Origin of the sequence: Acinetobacter sp. NS-4, assembly GCF_037402435.1 — a bacterium.
Taxonomy (GTDB): Bacteria; Pseudomonadota; Gammaproteobacteria; order Pseudomonadales; family Moraxellaceae; genus Acinetobacter.
The window spans coordinates 49,382-75,428 of the sequence record NZ_JBBEUE010000002.1 but is presented as its reverse complement, the minus strand read 5'-3'; the positions used below and the strand labels follow the sequence as shown (position 1 = coordinate 75,428).

Annotated in this window: 25 protein-coding genes; 11 read left to right on the top strand and 14 right to left on the bottom strand. The window is 40.7% G+C overall.

What is annotated here, in order from left to right; all coding sequences use genetic code 11:
• Positions 1-204: 204 nt before the first annotated feature.
• Positions 205-582 (bottom strand): hypothetical protein, encoded by a 378-nt coding sequence (locus WAE57_RS01790; RefSeq protein WP_337707742.1) that lies wholly within the window; start codon positions 580-582, stop codon positions 205-207.
• A 284-nt stretch (positions 583-866) separates the two neighbouring features.
• On the opposite strand from WAE57_RS01790, the gene WAE57_RS01785 reads away from it, so the two are divergent.
• From WAE57_RS01785 to WAE57_RS01775, 3 genes are all read left to right on the top strand, one after another.
• On the top strand, positions 867-1,736 hold the full coding sequence (locus tag WAE57_RS01785; protein ID WP_337707741.1) for an IS982 family transposase: 870 nt from the start codon (positions 867-869) through the stop codon (positions 1,734-1,736).
• A gap of 374 nt (positions 1,737-2,110) precedes the next feature.
• Positions 2,111-3,778, top strand: coding sequence for a YadA C-terminal domain-containing protein (locus WAE57_RS01780; RefSeq protein WP_337707740.1), 1,668 nt, complete (start codon positions 2,111-2,113; stop codon positions 3,776-3,778).
• 166 nt (positions 3,779-3,944) lie between these two features.
• Positions 3,945-5,105 (top strand): helix-turn-helix transcriptional regulator, encoded by a 1,161-nt coding sequence (locus WAE57_RS01775; protein WP_337707739.1) that lies wholly within the window; start codon positions 3,945-3,947, stop codon positions 5,103-5,105.
• 43 nt (positions 5,106-5,148) lie between these two features.
• Here WAE57_RS01775 and WAE57_RS01770 read toward each other — a convergent pair whose 3' ends face one another.
• From WAE57_RS01770 to WAE57_RS01760, 3 genes are all read right to left on the bottom strand, one after another.
• Positions 5,149-6,333, bottom strand: coding sequence for a hypothetical protein (locus tag WAE57_RS01770; RefSeq protein ID WP_337707738.1), 1,185 nt, complete (start codon positions 6,331-6,333; stop codon positions 5,149-5,151).
• Between the two features lie 272 nt (positions 6,334-6,605).
• The gene (locus tag WAE57_RS01765) at positions 6,606-7,349 is read right to left on the bottom strand and encodes a copper resistance protein NlpE N-terminal domain-containing protein (RefSeq protein ID WP_337707737.1); all 744 of its coding nucleotides are present in this window, start codon (positions 7,347-7,349) and stop codon (positions 6,606-6,608) included.
• Between the two features lie 197 nt (positions 7,350-7,546).
• Positions 7,547-8,026: a copper resistance protein NlpE gene (locus tag WAE57_RS01760; RefSeq protein WP_337707736.1), complete on the bottom strand. Its 480-nt coding sequence runs from the start codon at positions 8,024-8,026 to the stop codon at positions 7,547-7,549.
• Positions 8,027-8,328: 302 nt separating this feature from the next.
• On the opposite strand from WAE57_RS01760, the gene WAE57_RS01755 reads away from it, so the two are divergent.
• A complete protein-coding gene (locus WAE57_RS01755) occupies positions 8,329-8,919 on the top strand; it encodes a 1-acyl-sn-glycerol-3-phosphate acyltransferase (protein WP_337707735.1) in 591 nt (196 codons plus the stop codon).
• A 116-nt stretch (positions 8,920-9,035) separates the two neighbouring features.
• Here WAE57_RS01755 and WAE57_RS01750 read toward each other — a convergent pair whose 3' ends face one another.
• Together WAE57_RS01750 and WAE57_RS01745 are read right to left on the bottom strand one after the other, a co-directional pair.
• A complete protein-coding gene (locus WAE57_RS01750; RefSeq protein WP_337707734.1) occupies positions 9,036-9,365 on the bottom strand; it encodes a hypothetical protein in 330 nt (109 codons plus the stop codon).
• Positions 9,366-9,554: 189 nt separating this feature from the next.
• Positions 9,555-10,289, bottom strand: coding sequence for a sulfite exporter TauE/SafE family protein (locus tag WAE57_RS01745; RefSeq protein ID WP_337707733.1), 735 nt, complete (start codon positions 10,287-10,289; stop codon positions 9,555-9,557).
• 243 nt (positions 10,290-10,532) lie between these two features.
• On the opposite strand from WAE57_RS01745, the gene WAE57_RS01740 reads away from it, so the two are divergent.
• On the top strand, positions 10,533-10,739 hold the full coding sequence (locus WAE57_RS01740; RefSeq protein WP_237786761.1) for a hypothetical protein: 207 nt from the start codon (positions 10,533-10,535) through the stop codon (positions 10,737-10,739).
• Between the two features lie 94 nt (positions 10,740-10,833).
• Here the strand turns inward: WAE57_RS01740 and rsmD are convergent, their stop codons facing one another.
• Together rsmD and mrdA are read right to left on the bottom strand one after the other, a co-directional pair.
• On the bottom strand, positions 10,834-11,391 hold the full coding sequence (gene rsmD / locus WAE57_RS01735; RefSeq protein ID WP_337707732.1) for a 16S rRNA (guanine(966)-N(2))-methyltransferase RsmD: 558 nt from the start codon (positions 11,389-11,391) through the stop codon (positions 10,834-10,836).
• Positions 11,392-11,394: 3 nt separating this feature from the next.
• A complete protein-coding gene (gene mrdA, locus WAE57_RS01730) occupies positions 11,395-13,419 on the bottom strand; it encodes a penicillin-binding protein 2 (protein WP_337707731.1) in 2,025 nt (674 codons plus the stop codon).
• Between the two features lie 229 nt (positions 13,420-13,648).
• On the opposite strand from mrdA, the gene WAE57_RS01725 reads away from it, so the two are divergent.
• From WAE57_RS01725 to WAE57_RS01710, 4 genes are all read left to right on the top strand, one after another.
• Positions 13,649-14,176 (top strand): hypothetical protein, encoded by a 528-nt coding sequence (locus WAE57_RS01725; RefSeq protein ID WP_337707730.1) that lies wholly within the window; start codon positions 13,649-13,651, stop codon positions 14,174-14,176.
• Positions 14,177-14,240: 64 nt separating this feature from the next.
• Positions 14,241-15,557, top strand: coding sequence for a hypothetical protein (locus WAE57_RS01720; RefSeq protein ID WP_086175227.1), 1,317 nt, complete (start codon positions 14,241-14,243; stop codon positions 15,555-15,557).
• A gap of 82 nt (positions 15,558-15,639) precedes the next feature.
• Positions 15,640-16,299 carry an adenylate kinase gene (gene adk, locus WAE57_RS01715; protein WP_086175228.1) on the top strand — a complete coding sequence of 220 codons (660 nt, stop codon included), beginning with the start codon at positions 15,640-15,642 and terminating at the stop codon, positions 16,297-16,299.
• A gap of 97 nt (positions 16,300-16,396) precedes the next feature.
• Positions 16,397-16,597, top strand: a complete 201-nt coding sequence (locus tag WAE57_RS01710; RefSeq protein ID WP_337707729.1) for a hypothetical protein — start codon at positions 16,397-16,399, stop codon at positions 16,595-16,597.
• A gap of 21 nt (positions 16,598-16,618) precedes the next feature.
• Here WAE57_RS01710 and nth read toward each other — a convergent pair whose 3' ends face one another.
• A complete protein-coding gene (gene nth / locus WAE57_RS01705; protein WP_337707728.1) occupies positions 16,619-17,314 on the bottom strand; it encodes an endonuclease III in 696 nt (231 codons plus the stop codon).
• Positions 17,314-18,108 carry an RnfABCDGE type electron transport complex subunit B gene (locus WAE57_RS01700; RefSeq protein ID WP_337707727.1) on the bottom strand — a complete coding sequence of 265 codons (795 nt, stop codon included), beginning with the start codon at positions 18,106-18,108 and terminating at the stop codon, positions 17,314-17,316. Before WAE57_RS01700 ends, nth begins: the two co-directional genes overlap by 1 nt.
• 335 nt (positions 18,109-18,443) lie before the next feature.
• Here WAE57_RS01700 and gdhA point away from each other — a divergent pair, with 335 nt between their 5' ends.
• Positions 18,444-19,787 (top strand): NADP-specific glutamate dehydrogenase, encoded by a 1,344-nt coding sequence (gene gdhA / locus WAE57_RS01695; protein WP_337707726.1) that lies wholly within the window; start codon positions 18,444-18,446, stop codon positions 19,785-19,787.
• 73 nt (positions 19,788-19,860) lie between these two features.
• On the opposite strand, the gene WAE57_RS01690 is transcribed toward gdhA, so the two are convergent.
• From WAE57_RS01690 to rlmH, 3 genes are all read right to left on the bottom strand, one after another.
• Positions 19,861-20,628, bottom strand: coding sequence for an META and DUF4377 domain-containing protein (locus WAE57_RS01690; protein WP_337707725.1), 768 nt, complete (start codon positions 20,626-20,628; stop codon positions 19,861-19,863).
• 139 nt (positions 20,629-20,767) lie between these two features.
• Positions 20,768-21,544 carry a class III extradiol ring-cleavage dioxygenase gene (locus tag WAE57_RS01685; RefSeq protein WP_337707724.1) on the bottom strand — a complete coding sequence of 259 codons (777 nt, stop codon included), beginning with the start codon at positions 21,542-21,544 and terminating at the stop codon, positions 20,768-20,770.
• 201 nt (positions 21,545-21,745) lie between these two features.
• Positions 21,746-22,228 (bottom strand): 23S rRNA (pseudouridine(1915)-N(3))-methyltransferase RlmH, encoded by a 483-nt coding sequence (gene rlmH / locus WAE57_RS01680; RefSeq protein ID WP_086194926.1) that lies wholly within the window; start codon positions 22,226-22,228, stop codon positions 21,746-21,748.
• A gap of 154 nt (positions 22,229-22,382) precedes the next feature.
• On the opposite strand from rlmH, the gene WAE57_RS01675 reads away from it, so the two are divergent.
• Positions 22,383-23,342, top strand: a complete 960-nt coding sequence (locus tag WAE57_RS01675; protein ID WP_337707723.1) for a M28 family peptidase — start codon at positions 22,383-22,385, stop codon at positions 23,340-23,342.
• A 244-nt stretch (positions 23,343-23,586) separates the two neighbouring features.
• Here WAE57_RS01675 and lon read toward each other — a convergent pair whose 3' ends face one another.
• The gene (lon, locus tag WAE57_RS01670; protein WP_337707722.1) at positions 23,587-26,013 is read right to left on the bottom strand and encodes an endopeptidase La; all 2,427 of its coding nucleotides are present in this window, start codon (positions 26,011-26,013) and stop codon (positions 23,587-23,589) included.
• Between the last annotated feature and the right edge of the window lie 34 nt (positions 26,014-26,047).

Below are 26,047 nucleotides of genomic sequence, written 5' to 3'. Positions count from 1 at the left end.
GATTTGATCAAATCTTAATTTACTGTTTTGGTCATGAAAAAAATAAACAAGAATTGTATTGAAGCTTGCTACGATCATGCTGATTCAGTAGTCATTAAGAAAAATGAGCTTAAGAGTTTATATAGGAAGATAAGAGAGTACGAACAAATACTAGATATGTATAAAAAAGAGAAGCAACACTTTATGAAGTTGCTTCGTAACAGGTTATCCTAAAATTTCTTCAATCAGTGAAGTAATTAATTTTTTTTGTGAATTATTTAATCGTCTAAATTTAAAATAAAAATCCAGATCAATTGAATCGGAATCATTCTGATTTAATAATGGAGGCGCTTGATCACTATCGCCAAAACGTAGCCATTGGTTAGAAACATTTAACCATATTGCAAGAATGGCCAGTTTATCTTGATTCGGTATCGCCTTTCCTAATAACCAGTTATTAGCTGACTGGACACTAATAGGCTGCCCATCATAACGATGATTAAATTCGTTCGATAAATAAGTTGGACTAATCGGGTGCTTTGCTTCCATCAAAGCGTTAGTTAGTCGTTCAGCAAAAAGCTTTTTTTCTTGTTGATTGCTCATAGTCCAAAATAAACCTCAAAGATATAAGTATTTTACACTTTTTAAATGGTCAATAGTTTTTTTAATTGTAGTTTTTTAATTCATAATAGTAAACCAATATCAATATCTAAAAAGATCTTGATTTTTTAATTTGTATCTAAAAATTTCTTTTGATGTCTGATTCGTGAAGATTAATTTTAAAAAATTATAAATAACCCGAATCACGGATAAGAAATTGACTTGAAAAATAAGAGGACTAGAGCCATCAGTTGAGTTACCACACCAAACTCACAACTCTAGTCCTTATGTTCAATAGTACCGAATTATTCTGTGTAATTGATGATTTCTTTCTTAAATTTGAAGCAACTTACTGGAAATTCCTCAAGCAAAGCCATCACTGTTTAAGAATCCGAACTGCTCAACTGAGTATCTCAGAAATCACTTTTATCGCCATTTGGTATAAGTGTTCTCACTTCAACAATTTCAAAGCATTCTTCTCATGGTTGAAGCAGGATAAATGTCATTTATTTAAAAGCTTGCCCTGTTACCAACGTATGATTTACTTGATTAATATGCATCAATTGACACTACACGCTCTACATATCGCTCTGATGAAAGGTCAATACAAACAATATTTATGGATTGACTCAACGACTCTACCGGTCTGTAAAAATCAACGCATCCAACGCCATAAATCATTAGTCAGGATTGCATCTCGCGGTAAAAGCTCGATGGGGTGGTTTTATGGCTGTAAATTACATATCGTGATGAATCAATTTGGCGAGATCGTTAGCTCAGCATTATCCAATGGGCATATTGCTGATATTAAAATGGTTGAGCAGTTAGTTACAGGTTTACAAGCGAAGCTCTATGGAGATCGTGGCTATATCAGCCAAGAATTAAAAAGCAGATTAAGAGATCAAGGTATTGATTTTATTACCTATCATCGAAAGAATATGAAGTCTGTTCAACTACCAAAATCTGATGAATATCACTTAAAACAGCGCAATAAAATAGAAACGTTATTCAGCCTATTGAAAGGACAATACAATTTAGTAACAAGTAAAGCTCGTAGTATTTCGGGCTTTTTAAGTGGGATTTATGCTTCGGTATGTGCATACCAATTAATCCATCGAAATAAGCCAATCATTCAGATTATGGAATCATTGGCTTAAACAGGATTCGGGTTATAAATAAATTGATTAACGTGTTTTTCATTAGATCTCAAGTTTAGAATTTAATGTGTTTCTAAAGTTGATGAAGATGAGAATGGTTTTTATATAAAGTATTAATTTAAGTTTTTCACTATATGTTATTTTGTTTAAGTTGTTAATTTATATAATATTTTTTTTAATTTTTAATTTTTATATAAATATAAATCAAATATTGATTGATAAGAATGTTTATTTTTGTATATGATTGGCTAGTAGTTGGTGAGGGTTTGATCTTAATTGGTAAAAGATTCGAATAACTACACCTTCATTAGAAGTTTTGCTGGTTTACATGATCCTAGGGTAGGCCAGTCTTTTTATAAGAAACGGAGATATATATGAATTTGCAAAATACATTTAAACTGTCGGCTGTAGCGCTTGCAGTAAGTTTGTCAGCAGCTGCATATGCTGATACTACTGTAACTGACATTGATAGTGTAAATATTGTTGTAGATAATAATGATGGAAGTGTGGGTTCTTTTAATGTGATTAAAGGGGTTACAAATCCTACTACTCTAATCACATCTGATGTAAATACTTCAGGTGGTACAGTCATCAATACTAATACTGCAATTAATGGTAATTTCAATGTTAATGGTGGTACCTCAACGATTCTTACTGCTGCTCCTGTAACAACAGGTGCAGACTTGGTTATTCCTACAGTTAATGCTGCTTTCGCAAATACCACGCAACCATTCAGTCAAAATCGTGACGATACACAAGATCAGACACGTTCGGTTGATTCACAAATTATTGACCAAAATAAATTCCAGTTAAATACTTCAGTACAGACTGGTCAACAATCTTGGACAACTTCACAAACTGCATCAGCACAATATGATGCAAATGGTGTAATCATTCCAGGAAGTTTAACTGGTCCAGTTTTAGGTGCTACAGTTGATAATGGTTTTACTGCATCCTCTGTTAATCAAATTCAAGATTTAGTTTTAGGTCGTAATAACGCTACAGAAGATTATCAATTATCTATCAGCAAAACAGATAATGGCGTGACAAATTCAACTACTGTAAATGCTTCTGGTATTTCAACAGGTCAAATTACACTTGCTGGTCAAGATTTGGCAACGACTCTTGCTACTGAAGCAGCCACTCGTGCAGCAGCAGATACAGCATTAAATACTCGTGTTGATACTGAAGCAGCCACTCGTGCAGCAGCAGATACTCAATTACAAGCAAATATTGATACTGAAGCAGCAACTCGTTTAGCAGCAGATACTCAATTACAAGCAAATATTGATACTGAAGCAGCAACTCGTGCAGCAGCAGATACAGCATTAAATACTCGTGTTGATACTGAAGCAGCCACTCGTGCAGCAGTAGATACTCAATTACAAGCAAATATTGATACTGAAGCAGCAGCTCGTACAGCAGCAGATACAGCATTAAATACTCGTGTTGATACTGAAACAGCAGCTCGTACAGCAGCAGATACAGCATTAAATACTCGTGTTGATACTGAAACAGCAACTCGTGCAGCAGCAGATGTAGTTTTACAAGACAACATTAATGCTGAAGCAGCAACTCGTACAGCAGCAGATACAGCATTAAATACTCGTGTTGATACTGAAGCAGCAACTCGTGCAGCTGGTTTAGCAGCAGCAGCAACAGATCGTCAAGCGATTCGTTCAGAATTTGCTAATGGTGATGTAGCAACTCTAGCTTCAGCAAATGCTTATACAAATACACAAGTGGCTAATGTAAATTCACGTGTGAACCAGTTAAATTCACGTGTTGATGACGTTGAGAAAACTTCTTACCGTGGTATTGCTATCGCGTTAGCTGCGCAACAACAAATCCCTAACATTGGTGCTGGTCAGTTCGCTGTATTTGGCGGTGTAGGTCACTATGAAGGTGAATCTGCAGGTGCTCTAGGTATTGCTAGTGTATTTGCTGACGGTCGTACTTCTGTAAGTGCTGCGGTAGGTTTCGCTGGCGGTAACGAAGTTGGCGGTCGTGTAGGTGTATCATACGTTTTTGGCGGTAAATAATTACCTGTTAAAAAATATGGATTAAACAAAAAATCCCCGCCTCGTGCGGGGATTTTTTTTAACGCTTTTTCATATTATTTTTACCCTTTGTTTGACTAATCACCGTAGTTCTCTATGCTTTAAGGTAAATAATTACTCAGTTTTTATCTGTTTAGGACCGGTGAAAATGATGCAAGAGGAGCTGGAGAATAAAATTATTGGACAAATCTATGATGCTGCCTTGAATGCCAGTTTATGGCCTAAAGTGATTCAGCAAATTGTTCAATACACTGAAAGTCAGGCAGCCATGTTTACTGCTTTAGATCAATTGAACCCTGCCTATAACTTTGTGCACACGTACAATATTCCAGCCTGCAGTTTAGAAACCTATCAGCAAGAAAAAATAAAAACGATGAATCAGAAGTTGCATTTGCCATTCTGGTTAGAAGTTGGTGTTGGAAATGCATTAAGTCAGAATCTATCGCAATATGGTCAGCTATTTGCTACAGATGAATATGTTTTTTATGAAAAATGTTTAAAAGCGACCGGCGTCGGGTTTATTGCCAGTCTATTACTGGATCATGGTGATCATCAATGGTCAGTACTCGGTATTCATCGCGGCAAGCAAGATCAACCCTTTACGCAATATGAACTGGATATTCTAAAAAGGTTGGGTTTGCATTTACGTAGGGCATTACAGATTCACAAGCAATTAAGTTTAGCTCGGCTCAAAAATAGGAATTTATACCGAATTCTAAATGTCATTAAAACAGGCATTTTACTCATTGATATGAATCGAGAATTGTATTATCTCAACCAAAAAGCACAGTACTTTTTTGAACAATCCAAGTTATTCGAACTCGATAAAAATAACCAGATTAATATAAGCAAGCCATATCAATTAGATTTAGAGCAATTAATATCCAGCATTAAGCCAGAGTCTAATTATGCTAAAAAACAGGTAGGAGGGGTGTTGGCCATGGAAGATCAGCATGGACAAAAAATTATGCTGACCATTGCACCTTTTAACAGTCCACGACATTTTACCGATTTAAAAGATCATTTTAAACCGTATGTCATGCTATTTATTACTGAAACTGAACAGCATTATAAGCTGGCTTCGTCTTATTTAAGACAAGTGTATGGTTTATCCAACAGGGAATGTGAATTGTGTGAATTATTTGTGAATGGCTATAACCTGGAACAGATTGCCGCCCATTACCAATTAGCATTAAGTTCTGTACGAACCTATCTGAAAAATATTTATGCGAAAATGCAATGTAAATCACAGGCAGAATTTTTGTATAAACTTATGGGCGTTACCATCGATTTTGAGCATGTGAGTTAATCTATCCAGAATCCAGTTCTGGATAGATATATTTTGAGCACTATTAAGTAGCACCAGTACCAGTGCCTGTAGCTATGAAATCTTTATTGAAAGTATATGAAATCTCACCGCTGACAAGCGTTAAAGATCCAGTAGCAAGAGTGTAGGTGAATGGAGGGTAGAGTGTTGTCCCATTTACAAGCCCCGAACAGCCAGTTGTATCTACTATAATTTGACTGGCAACCACAGTTCCATTGGTCGTGGTATATTTACCGTATTCAACCCCCGGTGTTGGTGTTCCACAATTATCACTTGCTAAACTGTCAATATACATATAATAACCGTCACTAAAGAATGTAAGTGCATTCGTATCATTGAACCAGTTGTCCTGAATATTGTTTGCAGTGGTGCTAATCCGTTTTAATTTATTTTCACCATTAGTTACCCCAGATTCGGTCAAGGTTACATTGGTTCGATCATAACGTAGGGTAAATGCTACTCCTCCGTTCGGATTAGACAGACCCAGATCGCCATTGGTGTCAACCTCAATCACTGGATTAATTTGTCCCGTACTTGGATTCCATTCCAAGGTACCAGTTTCCACACCGCTACCAGTTAGATTAGCTGAATCTACTTCACCTAATATATATTGTCCGGTAGGACTTATATGAACCACAATGGCACCTTGTCCAGTACGGTTTAATTTCCAACTTCCTGCAATATCTTTATAGAAGGCATTTTTGGAATTAGTGAGTGCAGTTTCTAATGCAATTGGAGTTTTATTAAGTTCGGTAAAAGCAGGATCGGTAATAAATTGAGCATAAGTCTGGTTGAAGTTGATGGTATTGTCAGCCAATGCAGTGAAAACGGCATCACTAATCTGAATGCCATCGTCGTGGTTTGCATTGTCATCCAGTGTTTGCAAGAAAACGATAATATTTTCACGAACATTTTGAAGCGTAGATAATTCCATTGGAGTGATGCGAGGAGAAGCTGGAACTGAGTCACCTATTTGTACACCGCCAATAAAAAATTTAATGGTGTCGCCAGCCTTATAATTAAAATAACCCTCTGCATCTGTTTTAGCTTTGATCCCACTACTGGTTTGGTATTCAACACCAGATATAGTACCATCAACTAACTGTCCCTGTTGAGTGGTAGGTGTAGGTGGTGGGTTGGAATCATCATTATTATCATTACATGCCGTAAGTAAACCTGCGATGGCAACTGCCAAGAGCACTTTTTTCATTTTCGACTCCATTATCATCTTTGATTATAGTGACTAAAAGCATAGTCAAGCCTGTACTCAGGAAATATCCTCAAATGAGGATAAACAGGTAAGTTTGAGACTTTATTTGTTATTTTTTATAACAGTCTATTGGACCATAAACCATGTCATGAGTAAGGCTGGGTTTTGATGATAAAAAAGAAATGTAGTGTTTGGTAAATATGAGAAAAAAGAGAACGGGATATAAAAAATCCCCATATTTCACGAAAATTTTTTATAGATCAAGCTGCCTGCTATTTAATTTTGATATAAAGCCGTGGCGATGATTCGGAATGAATAAATGAGACCAGATGGTAATTGGTTTTATTGGGCTGAATCGGTGGAATTGGACTGTTGTCAATGCTGGCCGGATATTCATTATTTTTATCATCGACCAGTACAATATCACTGTCGCGTATTTTTAGGGCACGGTCGGAGTGATTATTAATTTCAAAAAAATAAGTCAGCTTGGTGCTTTCTAGCTTATTGGACCGTATTTTTTCAGTTTTAAATAGATCTGCCTGTATATCTACATGTTTCAGGGCATTATTCACTTCTATCTTTTGTATTTTAGGAATCTGATATTTTTCAAAATTATTGCGTTGATTTTTATGTCGATCCCGAAGTTCTAAAAATTGGTCATGCCACGAAAGATAACGTATTTTATTGCTTTTATCTTCTGTGAGCTGAATTAGTCTGGAATTTTTAGGATCAAAACTGAATGTACCAGAAGACTGTTTTTGTTTGGTTTTTTGTTTAAAAAACTGAATTTCTTTGAGGGTATAAGTCTGGTTGGGATGCAGCTGTATTGAAAAAAGTTTCTTCTCGCAGGCCTTACAGGGAATAAAGGCTTTGTAATGTCCTGTCCAGTTCGGAGTCTTCAGGTTCTGTGGCTTGGACAGATGATCGTTAGTTTTAGCATGGTCTTGAATTAAAGGAGAATTGGGCTTATCGCAGCCACTTAAACAGAGTAAGGAGCAAAAACTGAGGGTTATCATTGTTTTTTTCATTATGATCATCAAATGAGAAAAATATTTTTTAACCATAATCATAACAGCATGATCGGGCTAGTAGGGCAGAAGGAAATAGGTCATTTATTTGTTGCAAATCATGACGATTGCCCAAAGCAGGGCAAATAAAAAAGCCAGATTTTCAGTCTTTTTAATGAATTAAGAGTGATATTCAAATAGGGCAATTAATTAGCATCTTTCTGTAATTTGTAATTCATTTTGGAATCAATCAATTTTTCTGATTTTATATCGCGTGCTTCAACAAAATTTTCACCAATAAAGAATTTACGGTTTTCTCCTGCTTGGTCCAGGCTAATCATAGCGGGATTGTCTGCATCAAAACTAAAAGTTCCTTTCACTTTGAATTCACTATTTTTTCCCTTACCCAGGTATTCCTGTTTCAACTCATAGGTTTTATCAGCTTTTAATTCCAGTTCGGTCTCAATACCCTGACAGTCAGCACAGGGAAAAACTCCTTTATATTCACCTGGCCAATCCAGTGACGTTTCTGCTGTATCACTCATAGTTGCGGCCGGTTCAGCTGTGGTAGCTTGGGTCATGGGTTGATCAGGAGCTGTATTGCTTTCATGAGTATTGGTATCTGGTTTACTACACGCAGTGAAAACTAAGCTGCTCAGTGACAGGAGGAATATTATTTTTTTCACGATATTGTTCCTTTTAGCCAAATATAGCTTTAAAAATTACGTAAAAATGCAGATGGGTTAAATATCGATCTTGTTGGGGCTTTGTTATGCCTTTTTTTGTGCGAATTTTAATGTGGAATTAGAAAGTCTGAGCTAAGGAGGAAGAAATTTCGGAAAAACAAAACAGCAACTTTACATATTTTATTTGAACTCTAAAGTTATACATTTATATATTAATTGATTATTTATTGGTCATATTGCACTTTTATATTTCAGCAACGTTGTTAGAATCTGCGCACTTTATAGAGGTGTCGGTGCGGCAAGTGTTTGAAAAATTAGCTGAACAAAGTTTAAAAATGATGGGCTGGGAAATCGATAATCATTGGCCGCTTGATTTGGATCAATGTGTGATGATTGCAGCACCGCACACCAGTAATTGGGATGCCTTATATGCACGCCTGGCACTCAAGGCATTAGGGGTGCATGTCCGTTTAACCATTAAAGACAGTTATATGAAATTTCCTTTTGGCCCATTTGTACGGGCAATGGGCGGAATTGGAATTGACCGGACAGTGAAGAAGGCAGGAGAGCCACGCCCCAGTATGGTTCAGCTGATGTCGGATTTATTTAAAACCCATCCGAAACTGGTAATGTTGGTGACTCCAGAAGCAACCCGTGCCAAACAGGAACAATGGAAAACCGGGTTCTATCATGTAGCCATCAACGCAGGTGTGCCGATTGCGTTGGCTTATATGGATTATGCCAAGAAGAAAACCGGGGTCGGTAAAATTGTTTATCCGAGCGGTGACTATGAAAAAGATATGACTGAAATTATGGCTTTTTATGCACAAATTCATGCCAAATTTCCAGAGAAGTTTAGCGTAGATACACGTTATTATCAGGAACCGAACTAAGAAATACAGGCATCCTTGTCTGGTATGCAAGCTAAGCCAAGAGGAAAAATGACAAAATCTTGGCTCGCTGCGCATAATTTATGGGGCAGCATAGGGCTGTCCTTTACTTAATGGAACTATGGCGCTTGCGTTGGACGAATGCCGCCTAAATGCTGACACGCTTCCTGATAAATAAAATATTGTTCCTCAATCACTTCTGTTAACGGCACATCAAATAACTTGTCCCCATCTTTATAGCTTTGCACATAAGATTCGGCTTTTTGGCGGCTAGAAGCCAGGGATTGTTCATGGTATGAAGTAATAGAACTATGCGCCATTTGTGCGGTTTCAATATTATTGCATTGAAAATAGCTGAGCATTTTTTCTGCATGTTTGACATCGCGGGATGTGCTTAGGGAACAGCCAGTCAGGACAATTATTGCTGCTAGCAAAATCAAGGTTTTCATTTCTGAGGAAAGATTAAATGGGGGATAAGCTATTGTATAAAGTTTTCCCTCGGATAAATTTGCTCAGCCCCACTGATTGGGTATTTTTTGTTTAAATGAGACTTATCGTAACTTTGTCCAGCAATGATAGAAAAATAAGGCTGCAATAATTCAATATATAAATTTGATTTTTTCAACAAGCAATAAGAATTACAGCACCGTATTGAAAATCAAGAAACAGCCGGAAGCAAATAAAAGGCTTAATACTGTATGTTTAAATTGTTTTTCCGAAATTTTATAAAATAATTTTGCCCCTAAAATGGCGGGAAAACTGACACTGATCAGCAAGATGACGATATAAGGCCAAAGCTGGATTTCAAGTGTGCCTTGCAGTAAATAGGCCAGTAGTGTAAACAGCTGAATGCCAAAATTAAAATGCCGTAAAATATAACGCTGTTGCTGTTTTGATAGATTTTTCAGCATGACCCAGGCAGATGGCAACGAACCGCAAAACCCGCCTAATCCCCCTAGCATTCCACCGATAAATCCAATCAGGCCATCGGCCAGTTTTCCCGATTGTTGCAGTCGTGGAAATGCCGGATTGAAAAACATCACCGGACACCACAACACCAAAAATACGCCTAAAACGATTTTAAAGGTTTCGGGTTGAATAATATGCAGTAAATAGGTGCCCAAAGGCACGCCAATCAGACCGGCAATTAAATAAGGTAATACCAGTGTTTTGTTCAGGTGGGGATGCTTTTGTTCATTGGATAATGAAATGATATGGCTCCATACCGAAGCAAAGACCACCAAGGGTGCAGCAATTTGCGGGGGCAGTGCCCACACCCAGAATGACATGGCAATTAAGGCAAAGGCAAAGCCGGTGAGTCCTTGTACAAAACCTGCGACCATTGCACCAAGAATAAATAACAACCAAGTCATAGAAATAGGTACAGATGAAAAGGCAGTAGTATTCAAAAGATGGGTAAAAAAGCCAAGCTTATATTTAGCAGTATTTCTGCAAATCTAAGGAGAATTTTGTATAAAACCGCTTCGGAATCAGCTATTGGAGTTCGGCTTATGAATAAACAATGGATAAATGACTACAAGAATTCAACACGGACTCCCAATACTCTTCATTAAATCATTCGATACTGATGCTATGCGGTAAAAGAGGTGATGAACATGATGAAAAAAGTGATCTTACTTTCTGTATTGGCAGTGTCAATAACTGGCTGTATGCTTGATCCTTATTATGATGACGATTATGGTGGTCATCGGGACCGCAACGGACATTATGACCGAGACCATGGCGACCGAGACTGGAAAAATAGAGACCATGGGGACTGGAAGCATGACAGAGGTGATCGGGATTGGCGCTATGGGCGTTAACAGATCTATCCCCCGATCTTAAATTGATAGACTACATTTGATAAAAAAGGATTCCATAGAGGAATCCTTTTTTATTGCCTTTTATGAATAGGCATTAGCAGACATTTTTCTGATACAGCCCAGCTCGAACTGTGCCGGCTTTAGTCTGTTTCACCTGTTGCCAGCTAACAGGAAGTTTAAGCTGATTTAAATCACGATCGGCCTCAACATATATAAATGCTCGGTCTTTAATGAGCGGATCGGCAAGCTGGGCCAGTTCTTCCCATAAATTCAGGCTGTAAGGGGGATCTAAAAACACCAGATCAAAGCTTTGTTTCAGGGTGGGGAGCGTTTGTTGAGCTGTGGCTACTTTCAGTTTGGCGTGTTGACTGGTGACTTTCAGCAACTGCAAATTATCGGTTAAAAAAGCAGCTTGCGTGCGATTCGGTTCAATCATTACCACTTGTGCTGCACCACGTGATAAAGCTTCAAAACTTAAGGCACCTGAACCGGCACAAATGTCCAGAACCTGTGCGTTTTGAATATCCCACATCAACCAGTTAAACAAAGTTTCACGTACCCGGTCTGGTGTAGGGCGTAAGCCTTCAATACTGGCAAAAGGAAGCTGGCGGCGTTTCCATTCACCGCCAATAATACGGAGTTGATTTTTCATAGATCAGTCACCTTCAACTTCTGCTGGTTGTGCGCCTGATGCGGCTTGAGTAGCGTGCTGGGTCGCTGCTGCTGTTGTATTGGCCTGAGTATTGTCAGTCGTGTTCACAGGTGCCGAACCACTTGGCAATTCACCCGGTTTGATGCCTGCGGTCATGAGGCCGCCACTAATTTGATGGCCTGCGGGACGGATCGGATTTTTTTTACGGGTGTATAACCAATAGTCAAACAGAGGACGAGCCAGCTGCGCTGCCGAACCACCGTGTTTACCATTTTCCCAAACAATCGCAACTGCAATCTCGGGATTTTCAGCAGGGGCAAAACCAATAAATAAACCATGGTCAAGCTGACGTTCACTTAATAACGCTTCGTTGTATTTTTTACCCTGGGCAATACTTTTGACCTGTGCAGTCCCGGTTTTCCCTGCAATATGATACAGCGGGGTACGGATACCACGACCTGTACCGGTCTCGATGACATCGATCATGGCATCACGCATTTTGATCCAGTCTTCAGGTTTGCCATTAAACTGAATTTTGCCATCTGGAGCATTATGGGCGGTATAAGGTTTGGCACCATGGCTTTCACGCAGGACATGAGGAGTAATGTGCGCACCCTGATTTGCAGTAATTGCAGTGGCCATCGCCAGTTGTAGCGGTGTTGCAGTAAAGGCACCTTGTCCAATACTCACGGAAATGGTTTCACCTTTTAACCATTTGCTTTTACGGGTCCGCATTTTCCAGTCTGGGCTTGGATACAAACCGGTACTTTCACTCGGTAAATCGACACCGGTTTTTTGACTAAAGCCAAATTGGCGCATCCAGGCATTCATTTTTTCAATGCCCATGCGGTAGGCCAGAATATAATAATAGGTATCGCAAGACACCACTTGAGCTTTATGCAGATTTACCGCGCCATGACCTGATTTGCGCCAATCGCGGAATCTATGCGAATCGCCGGGTAAAGAAAAATAACCGGGATCTAAAATAGCGGTGTTCCAATCGACAATATTATAGTGTAAGCCACCTAAGCCAAACATCGGTTTAATGGTTGAACCTGGAGGATAGGCACCTTGCACAGCCCTGTTATAAAGTGGCTGGTCAATATTGTCGCGAAGCGCGCTATAGTCGGTACTGCTAATGCCGGTCACAAATAAATTCGGGTTAAAACTCGGGCTGGAAACCAGGGCTAAAATTTCACCAGTTTTGGGATTCAGGGCCACAATGGCACCACGACGACCTGCCAGTTGCTCAGTGGCTGTTACCTGTAAGCCATAGTCAATTGAAAGGTATAAGTCATTTCCACGAACAGGCTCTTTACGGCCTAAATTACGTAATACATTACCGTGAGCATCTGCTTCTACCGACTCATTGCCGGGCAAACCGTGTAACAGCTCTTCATAGGATTTCTCTACCCCGATTTTCCCAATCAGGTTGGTGCCGGCATACAAGTCTTTATCAATCGATTTTAATTCTTTGTCGTTAATACGCCCCACATAACCAATCACGTGGGCAAACAGCTCGCCATGCGGATAGTAGCGGGTCATCTGGGTTTCTATATTCACCCCGGGAAACTGAAATTTGACTTCGCTAAATTTGGCAATATCGGTTTCGGTTAAATTTAATTTTAATGATACGCGTTCGGTTTTTTTAGAGGTTTTAATCCGGCTGCTAAAACGGTCGATGTCTTCTTGGGTCAGGCTTAAGATGGGGGTTAAACGCTGTACGGTTCCATCAATATCTTGCACATCGGCTCGTGACATGGTTGCGGAAAATACCGGATAGTTATCTGCCAGCAAAATCCCATTACGGTCATAAATATAGCCGCGCGCAGGTGCCAAAGGTTGTAACCGGATACGGTTCTGGTCTGAGGCGGTTGAAAATTCATTAAAATGCATAAGTTGCAAATAGGCATAACGGGCAACAAGCAGGAGCAGAAAGAACGCCACAATCCCGATAGAGATAAAAACCCGATTGCGATAAATGCGCTTTTCTTGTTGAACGTTTTTTAAAGGAAAGTGCTGCTTCATACGCGATCGACTTACATCATACAGGGGAGTGAAAAATCCAGTGGCATATTCTAACGCAAGTCAGCATTTTTTGATATTTGTTCTGGAGAACAGTTGAATCGGTTTAGCTTAAACTTTGACTTTACAGACATTAAAATTGTAAAGTGCAGTATATAAGAGTTCTAATAATTCTGCTAAAGTCAAAATTCAAAAAAAGGACTGTATTAAAAAATAAAATTTAAGGACAATGATGAAAATAATCACAAAAGCATCTTCTTTGCTGGCATTTTTTGCGCTAGCAAATGTGGCTTATGCACAAGACAATTCGTATTTACCGGAAGCAAAATTGACATCAGACAGTGCAAAAGCCTGGAATGTTGGGGCTGGATTCACCCAAGAAATGATTCATGCGAATGCAGAGTGGGTTAATCCGTATGGAATCGCCTATGCAAAAGCAGGGGTATTCATAGATGATGAGTATACTCCCGGTGGTCAGGTTGGATTTCGCTATCCCTACCATCTCACCGGTAAAGATAAAAATGGTTATTATATCGGGGTTTATGCCGGCCATATTGAAAGTAAAGGTGTGGACAATGATCTCAAAGCACGATTAGGCGCGGGCGTGGATTTAGCCTATGTTTTGCTAAGCAAAGAACGGATCAGCAGTTTTAGTATCGGTATTGGTGCCGGTGAAGAGTTAAAGAATAGTGCTGGCAATGTCGTTGCTGAAACAGAGCCGACAATACAATTCTCCTATACTTTAAGTATCGGTTTATAGTGAAAATAGTCAGTTTTTATAATTTAGTATTCCGTGATTAAAAAATTAAATATGGATATCGTGCATGTTTGAGTACGTCAACGAATTGTGGCAAACCTTCTTGAATCGCCCTGATTTCTGGGCAGTACTTAGCATCATTCCTGTGACAGCTTTTGTAACCTGGGCGCATGTGTGGATGGCGCTGAAAATGGTATTTTATCCCCTGACGTTTTGGGGGTTCCATTTAGGACCATTACCTGTCGGCTGGCAGGGGATCGTGCCACGTAAAGCTGGTCGCATTTCAGGAATTATTACAGATAATACCTTGTCGAAACTGGGTTCATTGCGTGAATTTCTAGATGCCATGGATCCAGAAGATATGGCACGGATCATCGGTGAGCAGGTCGGTTTTGAACTTGAACATCTGATTGATGAAATGATGATTGACCGCAATGCGGTACTTTGGGAAAACTTGCCCTATTCAATTAAACGCCGTATCTATTCGCAAGCGCATAAACAGTTGCCGGGTATTTTAAGAGAACTGGTGACCGAGCTGACCATGAATGTCGAGTCACTTGTGGATATGCGTGAAATGGTGGTTCGCCAGATGGAAGGTGATCGCCGTTTAATGGTGAATATGTTCCTGAAAGTGGGTCAGAAAGAAATCAACTTTATTTGGCATATTAGTGCGTTAATCGGGATGTTCTTTGGTGTATTCCAGATGATCGTCTGGTTTGTTGTGCCCTGGCACTGGACGGTTCCTTTCTGGGCGTCTGTCTGGGGGTTCCTGACCAACTGGATTGCCATCTGGATGGTTTTCAATCCGCTTGAACCGCATTATGTTCGCTATCCACAGTTCTTTGCGCGTACGACAAGCCGCAAGTTTCCCTGGATCAAACCGGTCATTCCGCGGATTGGCACTTATAACATCCAGGGCGCGTTTATGAAACGTCAGGACGAAGTTTCCGATGTTTTTGCGCGAGTAGTCACAGAAGACCTAATTACGTTAAAATCCATTATGACTGAGATGATGTATGGCGGGAAGAAAGATAAAACTCGCCGTATCGTTAAACGCCATATTAATGAAATTATGGAAACCCCGATTGTTCGGACCTCTTTGCAGTTGTCTCTAGGTCCAAAAGAGTATGCAAAACTCAAGACGGACTTGATCGATCGCTCGATTGAAATTACGATGGTGCCTGTATGCGACCCGGCCTTCAATGCGAGCCGTGCACAGAAAATCTATCAAATGTTTAGAGACCGTATTCGAGAGTTGACGCCAAGAGAGTTTCAGAATTTATTACGTCCTGCCTTTCAGGAAGATGAATGGATTTTGATTGTCTTGGGTGGCGTAACCGGATTTATAGCGGGTACAATACATTTGTTTGTGGCTTTCTTATAATTAGATGCTGGACTACATGGTGAATAGATCGGTTCGCCATGCCAATGCATCACATATATTTGTTAAATGAGGATGTTTTTTTATGCGCATTATATTACTCGGACCACCTGGAGCAGGTAAAGGTACACAAGCTCAGTTGATCTGTAAGCGCTACAATGTCCCACAAATTTCAACCGGTGATATGCTCCGTGCTGCAATTCGTGAAGGTACTGAATTAGGTCTTAAGGCTAAAAGCGTGATGGAAAGTGGTGGTCTGGTATCAGACGAGCTTATCATCGGTCTTGTGAAAGAACGTATTGCTCAACCTGATTGTGTAAACGGTTGCATTTTTGATGGTTTCCCTCGCACAATTCCACAAGCGGAAGCTTTGGAAAATGAAGGCATCAACATTGATCACGTGATTGAAATTGATGTTCCAGACGAAGAAATCGTTAAACGTCTTTCTGGTCGTCGTCAGCATCCAGCTTCTGGCCGTGTTTATCATGTGGTTTACAATCCGCCTAAAGTGGAAGGTAAAGATGATGAAACTGGTGAAGACCTGGTTCAACGTCCAGATGACCTAGAAGAAACCATTCGTAAACGTCTGGGTTCATATCACACTGAAACTGAACAATTGGTAGGTTTTTACCAAGGCCGTGCAGCATCAGGTGAAAATGCACCGACTTATGACAAACTCAATGGCCTTCGTCCAATTGACGAAGTTCAAACTGATTTGTTTGCAATTTTAGATCAAGCAAAATAATTCATATGCCTGTATAGGGTGAATGTTTTGACATTAAAAGAGTCCTAAGTCATATTAGGGCTCTTTTTTATTTGTCTTGTTGACGGGAACTGCCACTGTGAAAATGGGTGTTTTGGTTTTAATGCTGCTGTTTCTGGTAGTTTTGATCGCTTTGTTCTATATGAGCTTTAAAATACTGGGCAAAGTGCGCCAACAAGAACGTGCAGAAAATGCAGCTAAAGCTCCACAGCGTCAATTGCATCCGAAGATACAGGCGCAACGCGATCAAGAAAAAGCTGAACAAGAAAAAAATAAATAAACTGCGTATAAAAAGCTGAACTTAAAGTTCAGCTTCAATATTTTTTACCGCAATGCTACGTGCTGCACCGAATTCGAAACGGTCTGGCCAGTTGCAGACATCTGAGACCACACATTCATAACATTTGGGCTTGCGGGCAATACAGCAATAACGACCGTGCAAGATCAGCCAATGATGGGCATCGACAATAAATTCCTTGGGAATGACTTTGACCAGCCGGTGTTCAACTTCAAGCACATTTTTGCCAATAGCCAGACCGGTTCGATTGCCTACGCGAAAAATATGGGTATCGACCGCCATGGTCGGATGGCCAAAGGCAGTATTGAGCACCACATTGGCAGTTTTACGTCCCACACCGGGTAATGCTTCCAGATCGGCACGATTGTTGGGCACCACGCTGTTGTGTTTCTCAATCAGCATCTTGCAGGCTTTAATTACATTCTCGGCTTTAGCGTTATATAAGCCGATGGTTTTAATATATTCTTTTAGACCATCGACGCCCAAGGCATAAATGGTTTCAGGGGTATTTGCCACCGGAAAAAGCTTATCGGTGGCTTTATTCACACTGACATCGGTAGCTTGAGCTGAAAGTGTAACTGCCACTAACAGTTCAAAAGGGGTGCTGTAATTCAGTTCGGTTTTGGGGCTAGGTCTTTGCTCACGTAAACGCTCAAAAAACACCTGAACCTGCTTTTTGGTCATGTTTTTAACCGCCATCATGATACTCCCAAAGCACTCAGCTGCTGTTGTAAATCATCAAGCAGGGTACGTTTTTTTATGTCTTCCCGAACACTAAGCTGTTTTTCTAATTTTTTGATTTGTGTGCGAATTTTGGCAAGCTGAATAGTTATTGCCGCATCTTGGGTAATGACAGGTTTGTCTATTTTCGCTACCAACTGGATTTCTGGAACCACATCGCTTAGCGTTGAAAATTGGGCAAATAATGCGGTATCAATATTGGTACGCACCACCGGACCCTTCCGGTTGATACGGCGTTTTTCTTCGCGTTGAATATGCGCATAATAGCGATTGCGCAGGTCATTTTGTTCAGCAATACGCGCCTCTTCGGAAGGTACGGCTTGCAGATCTTCAACCAGGTCAATGCAGTCGACCGGGCAGGGAGGAATGCAGAGTTCACAACCCGTGCACAGGTCAGTCAAAATGCTATGCATGAGTTTACCTGAGCCAATAATGGCATCGACCGGGCAGGCGCTGATGCATTTGGTACAACCAATACATTCATCTTCACGAATAATCGCTTTCATGCGTTGTGGCCGACCATCAGTTTGAACAGGCCAAACACTTTCTTCTGCTGGCAGTTGAGAGCGACCCAGTAATTCAGCCAGAGCATTTGCTACAGGTTGTCCGCCTGGTACACATTTATTTGCCTCTTCACCTTCACTTATGGCTTTTGCATAAGGCAGGCATCCATCTCGATGGCCGCAAAGTCCGCATTGTGTTTGCGGCAACAGGGCGTCAATTTTTTGAATCAAGCTAATTTGAGTGTTCATGTATAACCGGGAGTGCTAGGCAAGCAGCGTGAAAACAATGTGCTGGAGAGCAATACTAGCATGTTTTTACATAGAATTCCTGTGCGCAAAAATGGAACCATAAATGCATTAATATTGGGCAAAATATTACATTAATATATAGCTAAAAGTTATTCAATTTATAAATAAAATGACTAAATAATTAAATTAAATATATGTTCTATATAGAAAATTGAAGTTTTTTTCAAAAAACTATTGCTGAATAGGTGCAAGTGATATTTAATGTTTTGCGCCAAAATATATCATTGATTGAAATTTTGACCAATTTTGATCCATTTTCTGCTGAGGATTAAGCGTTGAAATACAACAGCCTTAACGACTTCCTAAACTACGTTAAATCACGTGATCAACATCAACCAGAGTTTCTACAAGCTGTAGAAGAGGTAATGACTAGCCTTTGGCCATTCATTGAAAAGAATCCTGAATATGCTGATCATGGATTACTTGAACGTCTTGTAGAACCTGAACGTGCGATTCAGTTCCGTGTTTCATGGGTAGATGACAAAGGCCAAACTCACGTAAACCGTGCTTTCCGTGTACAGTACAACTCAGCTATTGGGCCATTTAAAGGGGGGATGCGTTTCCACCCTTCAGTGAACCTTTCAATTTTGAAATTCCTAGGTTTTGAACAAACTTTCAAAAATGCCTTGACTACATTGCCTATGGGCGGTGGTAAAGGTGGTTCAGACTTCGACCCTAAAGGTAAGTCTGAAGGCGAAATCATGCGTTTCTGCCAAGCATTAATCATCGAGTTGTACCGTCACCTTGGTTCTAATACTGATATTCCTGCGGGCGATATTGGTGTAGGTGGCCGTGAAGTGGGTTACATGGCTGGTATGATGAAAAAGCTAAGCAATGACACTTCATGTGTATTCACTGGTAAAGGCTTAACTTTCGGTGGTTCATTGGCTCGTCCTGAAGCAACTGGTTACGGTACTGTGTATTTCGCTGAAGAAATGCTAAAAACTCGTGGCGACAGCTTTAAAGATAAAGTCGTGACTATTTCTGGTTCGGGTAATGTTGCTCAATACGCTGCTGAAAAAGCAATGTTCTTGGGTGCGAAAGTCGTTTCACTTTCTGACTCTGCGGGTACTGTATTCGTTAAAGATGGTTTCACTGACGAACTTCTTGCGGAAGTGATGGAACTTAAAAACGTTCAACGAGGCCGTATTTCCGAGTTCGCTTCTAAACACGGTTTTGAATATTTTGAAGCTCAACGTCCTTGGGGTATCAAGTGTGATATCGCGCTTCCATGTGCAACGCAAAACGAATTAGATGCAGACGATGCAGCTAAACTTCTTGCAAATGGCGTGATCTGTGTTGCTGAAGGTGCAAACATGCCTTCTACACTGGATGCTGTAGAGAAATTCGTTGAAGCGAAAATTCTTTATGCGCCAGGTAAAGCATCGAATGCAGGTGGTGTAGCGACTTCTGGTCTTGAAATGTCTCAAAATGCATTGCGTTTAGGCTGGTCTTTTGAAGAAGTTGATGAACGTTTACACGCGATCATGAAAGAAATTCATCGTAACTGCGTGAAATACGGTACTAAAGAAGATGGTACTGTGAACTATGTTGACGGTGCGAACATTGCTGGCTTCGTAAAAGTAGCTGACGCAATGCTTGCTCAAGGCGTATTCTAAGTTTGACTTAGTTTAAGCTTTAAAAAAAACCGATGCTTTGGCATCGGTTTTTTTTATGTTTTAAATAAATTGCTTATTTAATCATTGAGCGTTCGACCGTCATGTCATGGATATACGCGTACTTCGACTGATCTGCAGCGGGATGCTTGATTTCATAACGTTTGACCCGAATGATTTGTCGCTCGTTGGGGTTATGGGTAAAACCTTCGATCTGGTCATAGAACAAAGTCCAGTCTTTATCGATCTGGGTTTTTACACCGCTTTCACTGTATTTAACTTCCCGAACCTGTAAACAGGTTTGTGGCGCAACACCGCTACATGGTTTAGTTTCAGGTGAAATTTCCAGAAAAATGGTTTCAGCTTGGCTTTGATATTTAGTTTCAGCTGTCATTTTTCCTGTAAAAATATATTTCTCACCTGTCGCTGAAATGATGGTCAATGTAGGTTGCTGTGCATCTTTTAAATCTAAAATAAATGGAGCTTTGCGATTGTCAAATAAATCTTTAGCGACACTTTCTTGTTGCATGGCTTTTGGTTCACATGCCATTAGGGTTCCCATTAGAGGCCCTGTCACAATCTGGTTATGTTCCACTTTCCAGCTGCTGCCCATACCATTACAGCTGGTAGCAATGCTCAAGCGGCCTTTATCGTCAAAATTCAGTACCAATGGTTTAGGTGCAGTACCGGTACGGGTACTCCATTGATAAGAAGCTAAAGTCTGATCGGCTTTTTGTTGATGTAACACTGACACGGCAACATCTCCAGCTTTTTGAATATCGCCAGACTGACATGCGGCAAGCATGAGAGGGAAAAGGGCTATCGCTAAAAATTTAAGTTTCATGTTAAAAGTACTTGGTTTTGAAGAATTTTTATGAGGATATCGTATTGTTATTCAAAAAATATGGATAAATTCTGGTGAATTAGGTATCAAAATGTATCCATAACTATAATTTTGTTAATAATTAATAAAAAGTTATGAATCAATCAAAACGGTAAATATCCATACCCAGCGAGCCCATGCTGAAACTGCTATGCACGATACTGAAACGATGTCCGGTCCCCATCGCAAAGAACAGTGGCGCAAAATGTTCCAAGGTCGGATGATTACGCTCTACATAGGGGATATTTTGCCAGTCCAGCACAGCGTCATAATCACCATGGTTCAGTTTGCTCACCACATAGTTACGGAAAGTTGAGGCCCATTCAGGTACAGCAGCAGCTTCACCATTCCATGCCAGTTCACGCAAGTTATGGGTAATGCTGCCTGAACCAATCATCAACACTTGTCTTTCTCGAAGTGGTGCAAGGGTTTGACCGATTTTATAAATCTCTTCGGCAGACATGTTCATGGGTAAAGAAATTTCTACCACTGGAATATCAGCATTAGGATACATATGCAGCAATGGCATCCATACGCCATGATCACGTGGACGGGTGCTATTGGCATGAGCAGCCAAGCCGGCACTGGCTAAAAGGTGCAGGATTTCTTCTGCAAGTTCCGGCTGACCTGGCGCAGGGTAGCGCATTTCATACAGCTCAGGCGGAAAACCGCGAAAGTCGTGCCATGTTTCGGGGCGAACACTGCTACTCACTTCAAGGGCATTACTTTCCCAGTGGGCTGACATCACAATAATGGCTGGTGGTTGAGGCAGATTTAAACTCAATCGCTCCAAGGCCGGGCCAACCTGTTCCGGATTAAGCGCCAGCATGGGTGATCCATGTGAAATAAATAAACCGGGTAAAGTTTGTAAATTCATGATGACGCGCCTAATTCAAATAATATCGATTGAGGATATGATGCCAAATAAAGAGAAATAGAATAAATACAATTTATATCAACATATTGTTTCGTTTATAGAACAATAGAGCAGGATTCAATTAGATCTATGATTTAGGCTTAGAAATACACCAGCTTTAAACGATTTAGCCAAACTCAAAACATCCTGCTATTAGCTTGCTTAACCCGCCCGATGATAAGGATGATTATTGTTGATACTCATGGCACGGTATAGCTGCTCGATCAGCATGACGCGAACCATAGGGTGAGGCAGAGTCAGCTTGGAGAGTGACCAGTGCCATGCAGCGGCTTTACGCACCGCTTCTGAGTGACCATCCGGGCCACCTATGGCCAAAACCACATCATTGCCTTCAAGCATCCATTGTTTCATGGTTTCGGCCAGTTTTTCAGTACTGAATTCTTTACCGCCAACTTCCAGTGCAATTAAGGTTTCATTATGTTTCAGTGCATTCAGAATGCTTTCACCTTCAATCTGGCGATATTTCAGGATATCGGCTTCAGAATCGTTTTTTCCGCGTTTTGCCATAGGTAATTCTATAATTTGGGTCTGCACAAAAGGCTGGATACGTTTGAAGTAATCTTCAAAACCGGTGAGCACCCAGGCTGGCATTTTTTGACCGATGGTAATAATACGGATTTTCATAAGATTCGATGATTTAAGACTCATCTTTATTATAAACGCTAAAACTGATTTTACTTATTTTTGAGCAACAAATTGCAATTGAAAAGGCGTGCCAGATGCTGCTTTAATCTTCAGCAATAGATTGAATATGCATAAGAAAAGAGGAAGATAATAAATGAGATTAAAAAGGGATAAAAATTTAGGCTTATGGTTGAGCACCTTCCTTTGCACTCTTTTGTTCAATACTTCAAGTTGGGCATTACCGAGCATAGCACCCGCCAGTACCGATAATTTAAAGGTCTATCTGGAGCAAATTATAGGTCAGCAGGGACATCGTAATTATAAAAACTCACAAGAGCTGCAACGCGTTTCTGCCTGGATTAAAGAACAGATGCGTTTGTTTGGCATACCCTGCCAGTATCAAAATTATTCGGTCAATGGTTTGGGCTATCGCAACGTAGTATGTACCTTAACCGCAGGTCATGCTGACAAAGTGATTGTCGGCGCGCATTATGATGTATTTGGCGAGCATCAGGGGGCGGATGATAATGCTTCGGGTGTAGCGGGAGTAATTGAAACGGCGCGGATACTGGCGCAGCAGAAATCCCAACTGGCACATAATGTGAATTTTGTATTTTATACCTTGGCTGAGCCGCCATTTTTCAAGACTGAACAGATGGGCAGTTTTGTGCATGCTAAATCTGTACAGGCGCAAAAGGAGCAGATTCAGGGTGTTTATATTTTAGAGATGATTGGTTACTTTGATGAAAAACTGGTACAGGAATATCCAGCGGGGTTGAAATGGGTGTATCCACAGCATGGTAATTTTATTGCTGCGGTGAGTAATTTACAGTCTTATGATCTGGGGGCGAAATACTGTCAAGCGATGCGTAGGCTCGATCGTTTGGAGTGCCAAAGACTGGTAGCTCCTTCTTTTATTAGTGCCATGGAGGTTTCTGATCATTTGAATTACTGGAAGTTTGGTATTCCGGCCATGATGATTACAGATACGGCTTTTTTCCGTAACAAGCATTATCACACTGCGGCGGATACGCTGAAGACACTCAATATTGGAAAAATGGCCAACGTGATTGATGGTCTGGTTTATAGTTTATTGCTTCAAGCTGATGAATAAAAAACGCAGCCCCTTAAGTGAAAACTGGGACTGCGATCAAAAGGTCATCTACCTGGAGATGTAGATGACCATTCACATAACTTATTAACTACAAATCAATTAGAAACGAACAGCGCATTTAGGGTCTCTATACTATTAGATAAGGGTGAGAGGTGGATTTTTCAAGCCCTTTTCTATTTATATAGTAAAACTTATGCACATAAAAAAAGAGAGCCGAAGCTCTCTTTTTTGTAGCGAATTGCAATTAATGACGGGCTGCTTTGCCTTCTGTAATTGGCTTCACAATCGGTGTTTTTGGCAAAGGCTTTGGTGCTTCGGTTAAAGCCAATGGCAAGATATCATCGATACTTTTCACTGCTTTAATTTCCAGACCTGCTTTCACGTTGTCCGGAATTTCCACCAAGTCACGTGCGTTTTCTTGAGGGATGAAGACCAGTTTAATGCCACCGCGATGTGCAGCTAAAAGTTTTTCTTTTAAGCCGCCAATACGCATTGCACGACCACTCAGGTTGGTTTCACCCGTCATGGCAATATCCGCGCGAACTGGAATACCTGTGAAGGCAGAAACCAGGGCAGTGGTGAGTGCCAAACCTGCAGATGGACCATCTTTCGGAGTTGCACCTTCAGGTAAATGCACATGGATATCGGTTTCTTCAAATCTTGAAGCCTCAATCCCAAGTTCATCTGCACGGGTACGTACTACAGTCATTGCCGCAGTAATGGATTCTTTCATGACATCACCAAGTGAACCGGTGGTAATGAATTTACCTTTACCTTTTACAGCTGCAACTTCAATGGAAAGCAATTCACCGCCCACTGAGGTCCAAGCCAAGCCATTTACACGGCCTACTTGCGCTTCTTCTTCGGCCATACCGAAGTCGAATTTATGCACGCCTAAGTAATCAGGCAAGTTTTCCGCAGTCACATCGATATGCAAGTTTTTGGCTTTTTTGCTTACCGCTTCTTTCACGACTTTACGTGCAATTTTTGACACTTCGCGTTCAAGGCTACGCACACCCGCTTCGCGAGTATAACGACGCACGATGTCACGAATCGCTTGTTCATGAATAGTCAATTCTTTGCCACGTAAACCGTTGTCCTTAATGGCTTTTGGAACCAGGTAACGTTCAGCAATATTGACTTTTTCCTCTTCGGTATAACCCGGCAGACGAATTACTTCCATACGGTCAAGCAAAGCTTCAGGAATATTCATGCTGTTCGCAGTACAGATGAACATCACTTCAGAAAGGTCTAGATCAAGATCGAGGTAGTGATCGTTGAACTTGCTGTTTTGTGATGGATCGAGTACTTCAAGCAAGGCTGAAGCCGGATCGCCACGGTAATCCTGTGCCATCTTGTCAATTTCGTCGAGCAAGAACAATGGGTTCTTCACGCCAACTTTGGTCAAAGACTGTACTACTTTACCGGGCATCGCACCAATATAAGTACGACGGTGACCACGGATTTCCGCTTCGTCACGCACGCCACCTAAGGCCATACGCACAAATTCACGACCTGTTGCTTTGGCAATCGATTCACCCAGTGAAGTTTTACCTACCCCTGGAGGACCAACCAGACAAAGAATTGGACCTTTGAGTTTTTTCACGCGAGATTGAACAGCCAGGTATTCAACAATACGTTGTTTAACTTCGTCCAGACCATAATGGTCAGCATCCAATATTTCTTGTGCCTTGTTCAGGTTAATGCTGACCTTGCTGGCTTTATTCCAAGGCGTATCTAAAATCGCCTCGATATAATTGCGCACCACGGCAGCTTCACTTGAAGCAGGTTGCATTGCTTTGAGTTTACGGAATTCAGATTCCGCTTTTTTACGCACGTGTTCAGGTAAATCGGCTTCTTCAAGACGACGCTCAATTTCAGCCACGTCATCTTCAGCACCGCCGTTCATGTCGGAAAGCTCGCGCTGAATCACCTTCATTTTTTCATTCAGGAAGTATTCGCGCTGGTTTTTCTCCATCTGGCGTTTTACCGAGTCATGCAAAGTTTGCTCAATCTGTTGTTCTTCAGATTGTTGCAACAAATAAGTCATGAGCTCAGTCAAATGTGCTTCAAAGTCATCCTGTTCCAGGAACTTTTGTTTGACATCGATGTTCAATGGCACACGAGTGGCCACGAAGAACAACAGTTGCAATAAATCATCGATTTTATTGGCAGCAGTAATCAATTCACGTGCATTACGTAATTTTGCTTCTGCATATTGTGCAAATAAAGTTCGCAGTTCTTGGACGCGTGTTTCTTGAGAGTCAGCTTCAATATTCACTGTCATGGGGCTAAGTGCATGTTCGGCTGATAAATATGCATCGTTGTCGATGATTTTGACCAGTTTCGAACGGTGTAAGCCCTCAATGAGTACTTTTATACAGTTTTCATCATTTTCATGATTCACAACTTGCACAATCTTCGCGACAGTACCGTATTGATATAAGTTGTCGTGATCAATTTCTTCTGTAAGAGAATCTTGTTGTGCAACTACAAATACCAGATTGTCACTGTTACGGGCCACGTCAACTGCATTGATCGATTTTTCACGACCTACAAATAACGCAATTTGCATGTGTGGATAAACCACCACATCACGTAGCGCTAAAAGTGGTAATACGCTTGGAACCTGTGTATCTAAGGTTTCTTGATTCATAATAATTTCAGACATGGGCACTCCTAATGAGTAACAACAGTGTTGCCAT

Bases quoted from the DNA above. Each gene is read 5' to 3' on its own strand.
- WAE57_RS01785 (WP_337707741.1), top strand. From the start codon at position 867: ATGTTCAATAGTACCGAATTATTCTGTGTAATTGATGATTTCTTTCTT.
- WAE57_RS01770 (WP_337707738.1), bottom strand. From the start codon at position 6,333: ATGAAAAAAGTGCTCTTGGCAGTTGCCATCGCAGGTTTACTTACGGCA.
- nth (WP_337707728.1), bottom strand. From the start codon at position 17,314: ATGGCGGTTAAAAACATGACCAAAAAGCAGGTTCAGGTGTTTTTTGAG.
- WAE57_RS01700 (WP_337707727.1), bottom strand. From the start codon at position 18,108: ATGAACACTCAAATTAGCTTGATTCAAAAAATTGACGCCCTGTTGCCG.
- WAE57_RS01690 (WP_337707725.1), bottom strand. From the start codon at position 20,628: ATGAAACTTAAATTTTTAGCGATAGCCCTTTTCCCTCTCATGCTTGCC.
- WAE57_RS01745 (WP_337707733.1), bottom strand. From the start codon at position 10,289: ATGACTTGGTTGTTATTTATTCTTGGTGCAATGGTCGCAGGTTTTGTA.
- WAE57_RS01750 (WP_337707734.1), bottom strand. From the start codon at position 9,365: ATGAAAACCTTGATTTTGCTAGCAGCAATAATTGTCCTGACTGGCTGT.
- WAE57_RS01725 (WP_337707730.1), top strand. From the start codon at position 13,649: ATGAAAATAATCACAAAAGCATCTTCTTTGCTGGCATTTTTTGCGCTA.
- adk (WP_086175228.1), top strand. From the start codon at position 15,640: ATGCGCATTATATTACTCGGACCACCTGGAGCAGGTAAAGGTACACAA.
- mrdA (WP_337707731.1), bottom strand. From the start codon at position 13,419: ATGAAGCAGCACTTTCCTTTAAAAAACGTTCAACAAGAAAAGCGCATT.
- lon (WP_337707722.1), bottom strand. From the start codon at position 26,013: ATGTCTGAAATTATTATGAATCAAGAAACCTTAGATACACAGGTTCCA.
- WAE57_RS01675 (WP_337707723.1), top strand. From the start codon at position 22,383: ATGAGATTAAAAAGGGATAAAAATTTAGGCTTATGGTTGAGCACCTTC.
- rlmH (WP_086194926.1), bottom strand. From the start codon at position 22,228: ATGAAAATCCGTATTATTACCATCGGTCAAAAAATGCCAGCCTGGGTG.
- WAE57_RS01740 (WP_237786761.1), top strand. From the start codon at position 10,533: ATGATGAAAAAAGTGATCTTACTTTCTGTATTGGCAGTGTCAATAACT.
- WAE57_RS01775 (WP_337707739.1), top strand. From the start codon at position 3,945: ATGATGCAAGAGGAGCTGGAGAATAAAATTATTGGACAAATCTATGAT.
- WAE57_RS01790 (WP_337707742.1), bottom strand. From the start codon at position 582: ATGAGCAATCAACAAGAAAAAAAGCTTTTTGCTGAACGACTAACTAAC.
- rsmD (WP_337707732.1), bottom strand. From the start codon at position 11,391: ATGAAAAATCAACTCCGTATTATTGGCGGTGAATGGAAACGCCGCCAG.
- WAE57_RS01780 (WP_337707740.1), top strand. From the start codon at position 2,111: ATGAATTTGCAAAATACATTTAAACTGTCGGCTGTAGCGCTTGCAGTA.
- WAE57_RS01765 (WP_337707737.1), bottom strand. From the start codon at position 7,349: ATGATAACCCTCAGTTTTTGCTCCTTACTCTGTTTAAGTGGCTGCGAT.
- WAE57_RS01685 (WP_337707724.1), bottom strand. From the start codon at position 21,544: ATGAATTTACAAACTTTACCCGGTTTATTTATTTCACATGGATCACCC.
- WAE57_RS01720 (WP_086175227.1), top strand. From the start codon at position 14,241: ATGTTTGAGTACGTCAACGAATTGTGGCAAACCTTCTTGAATCGCCCT.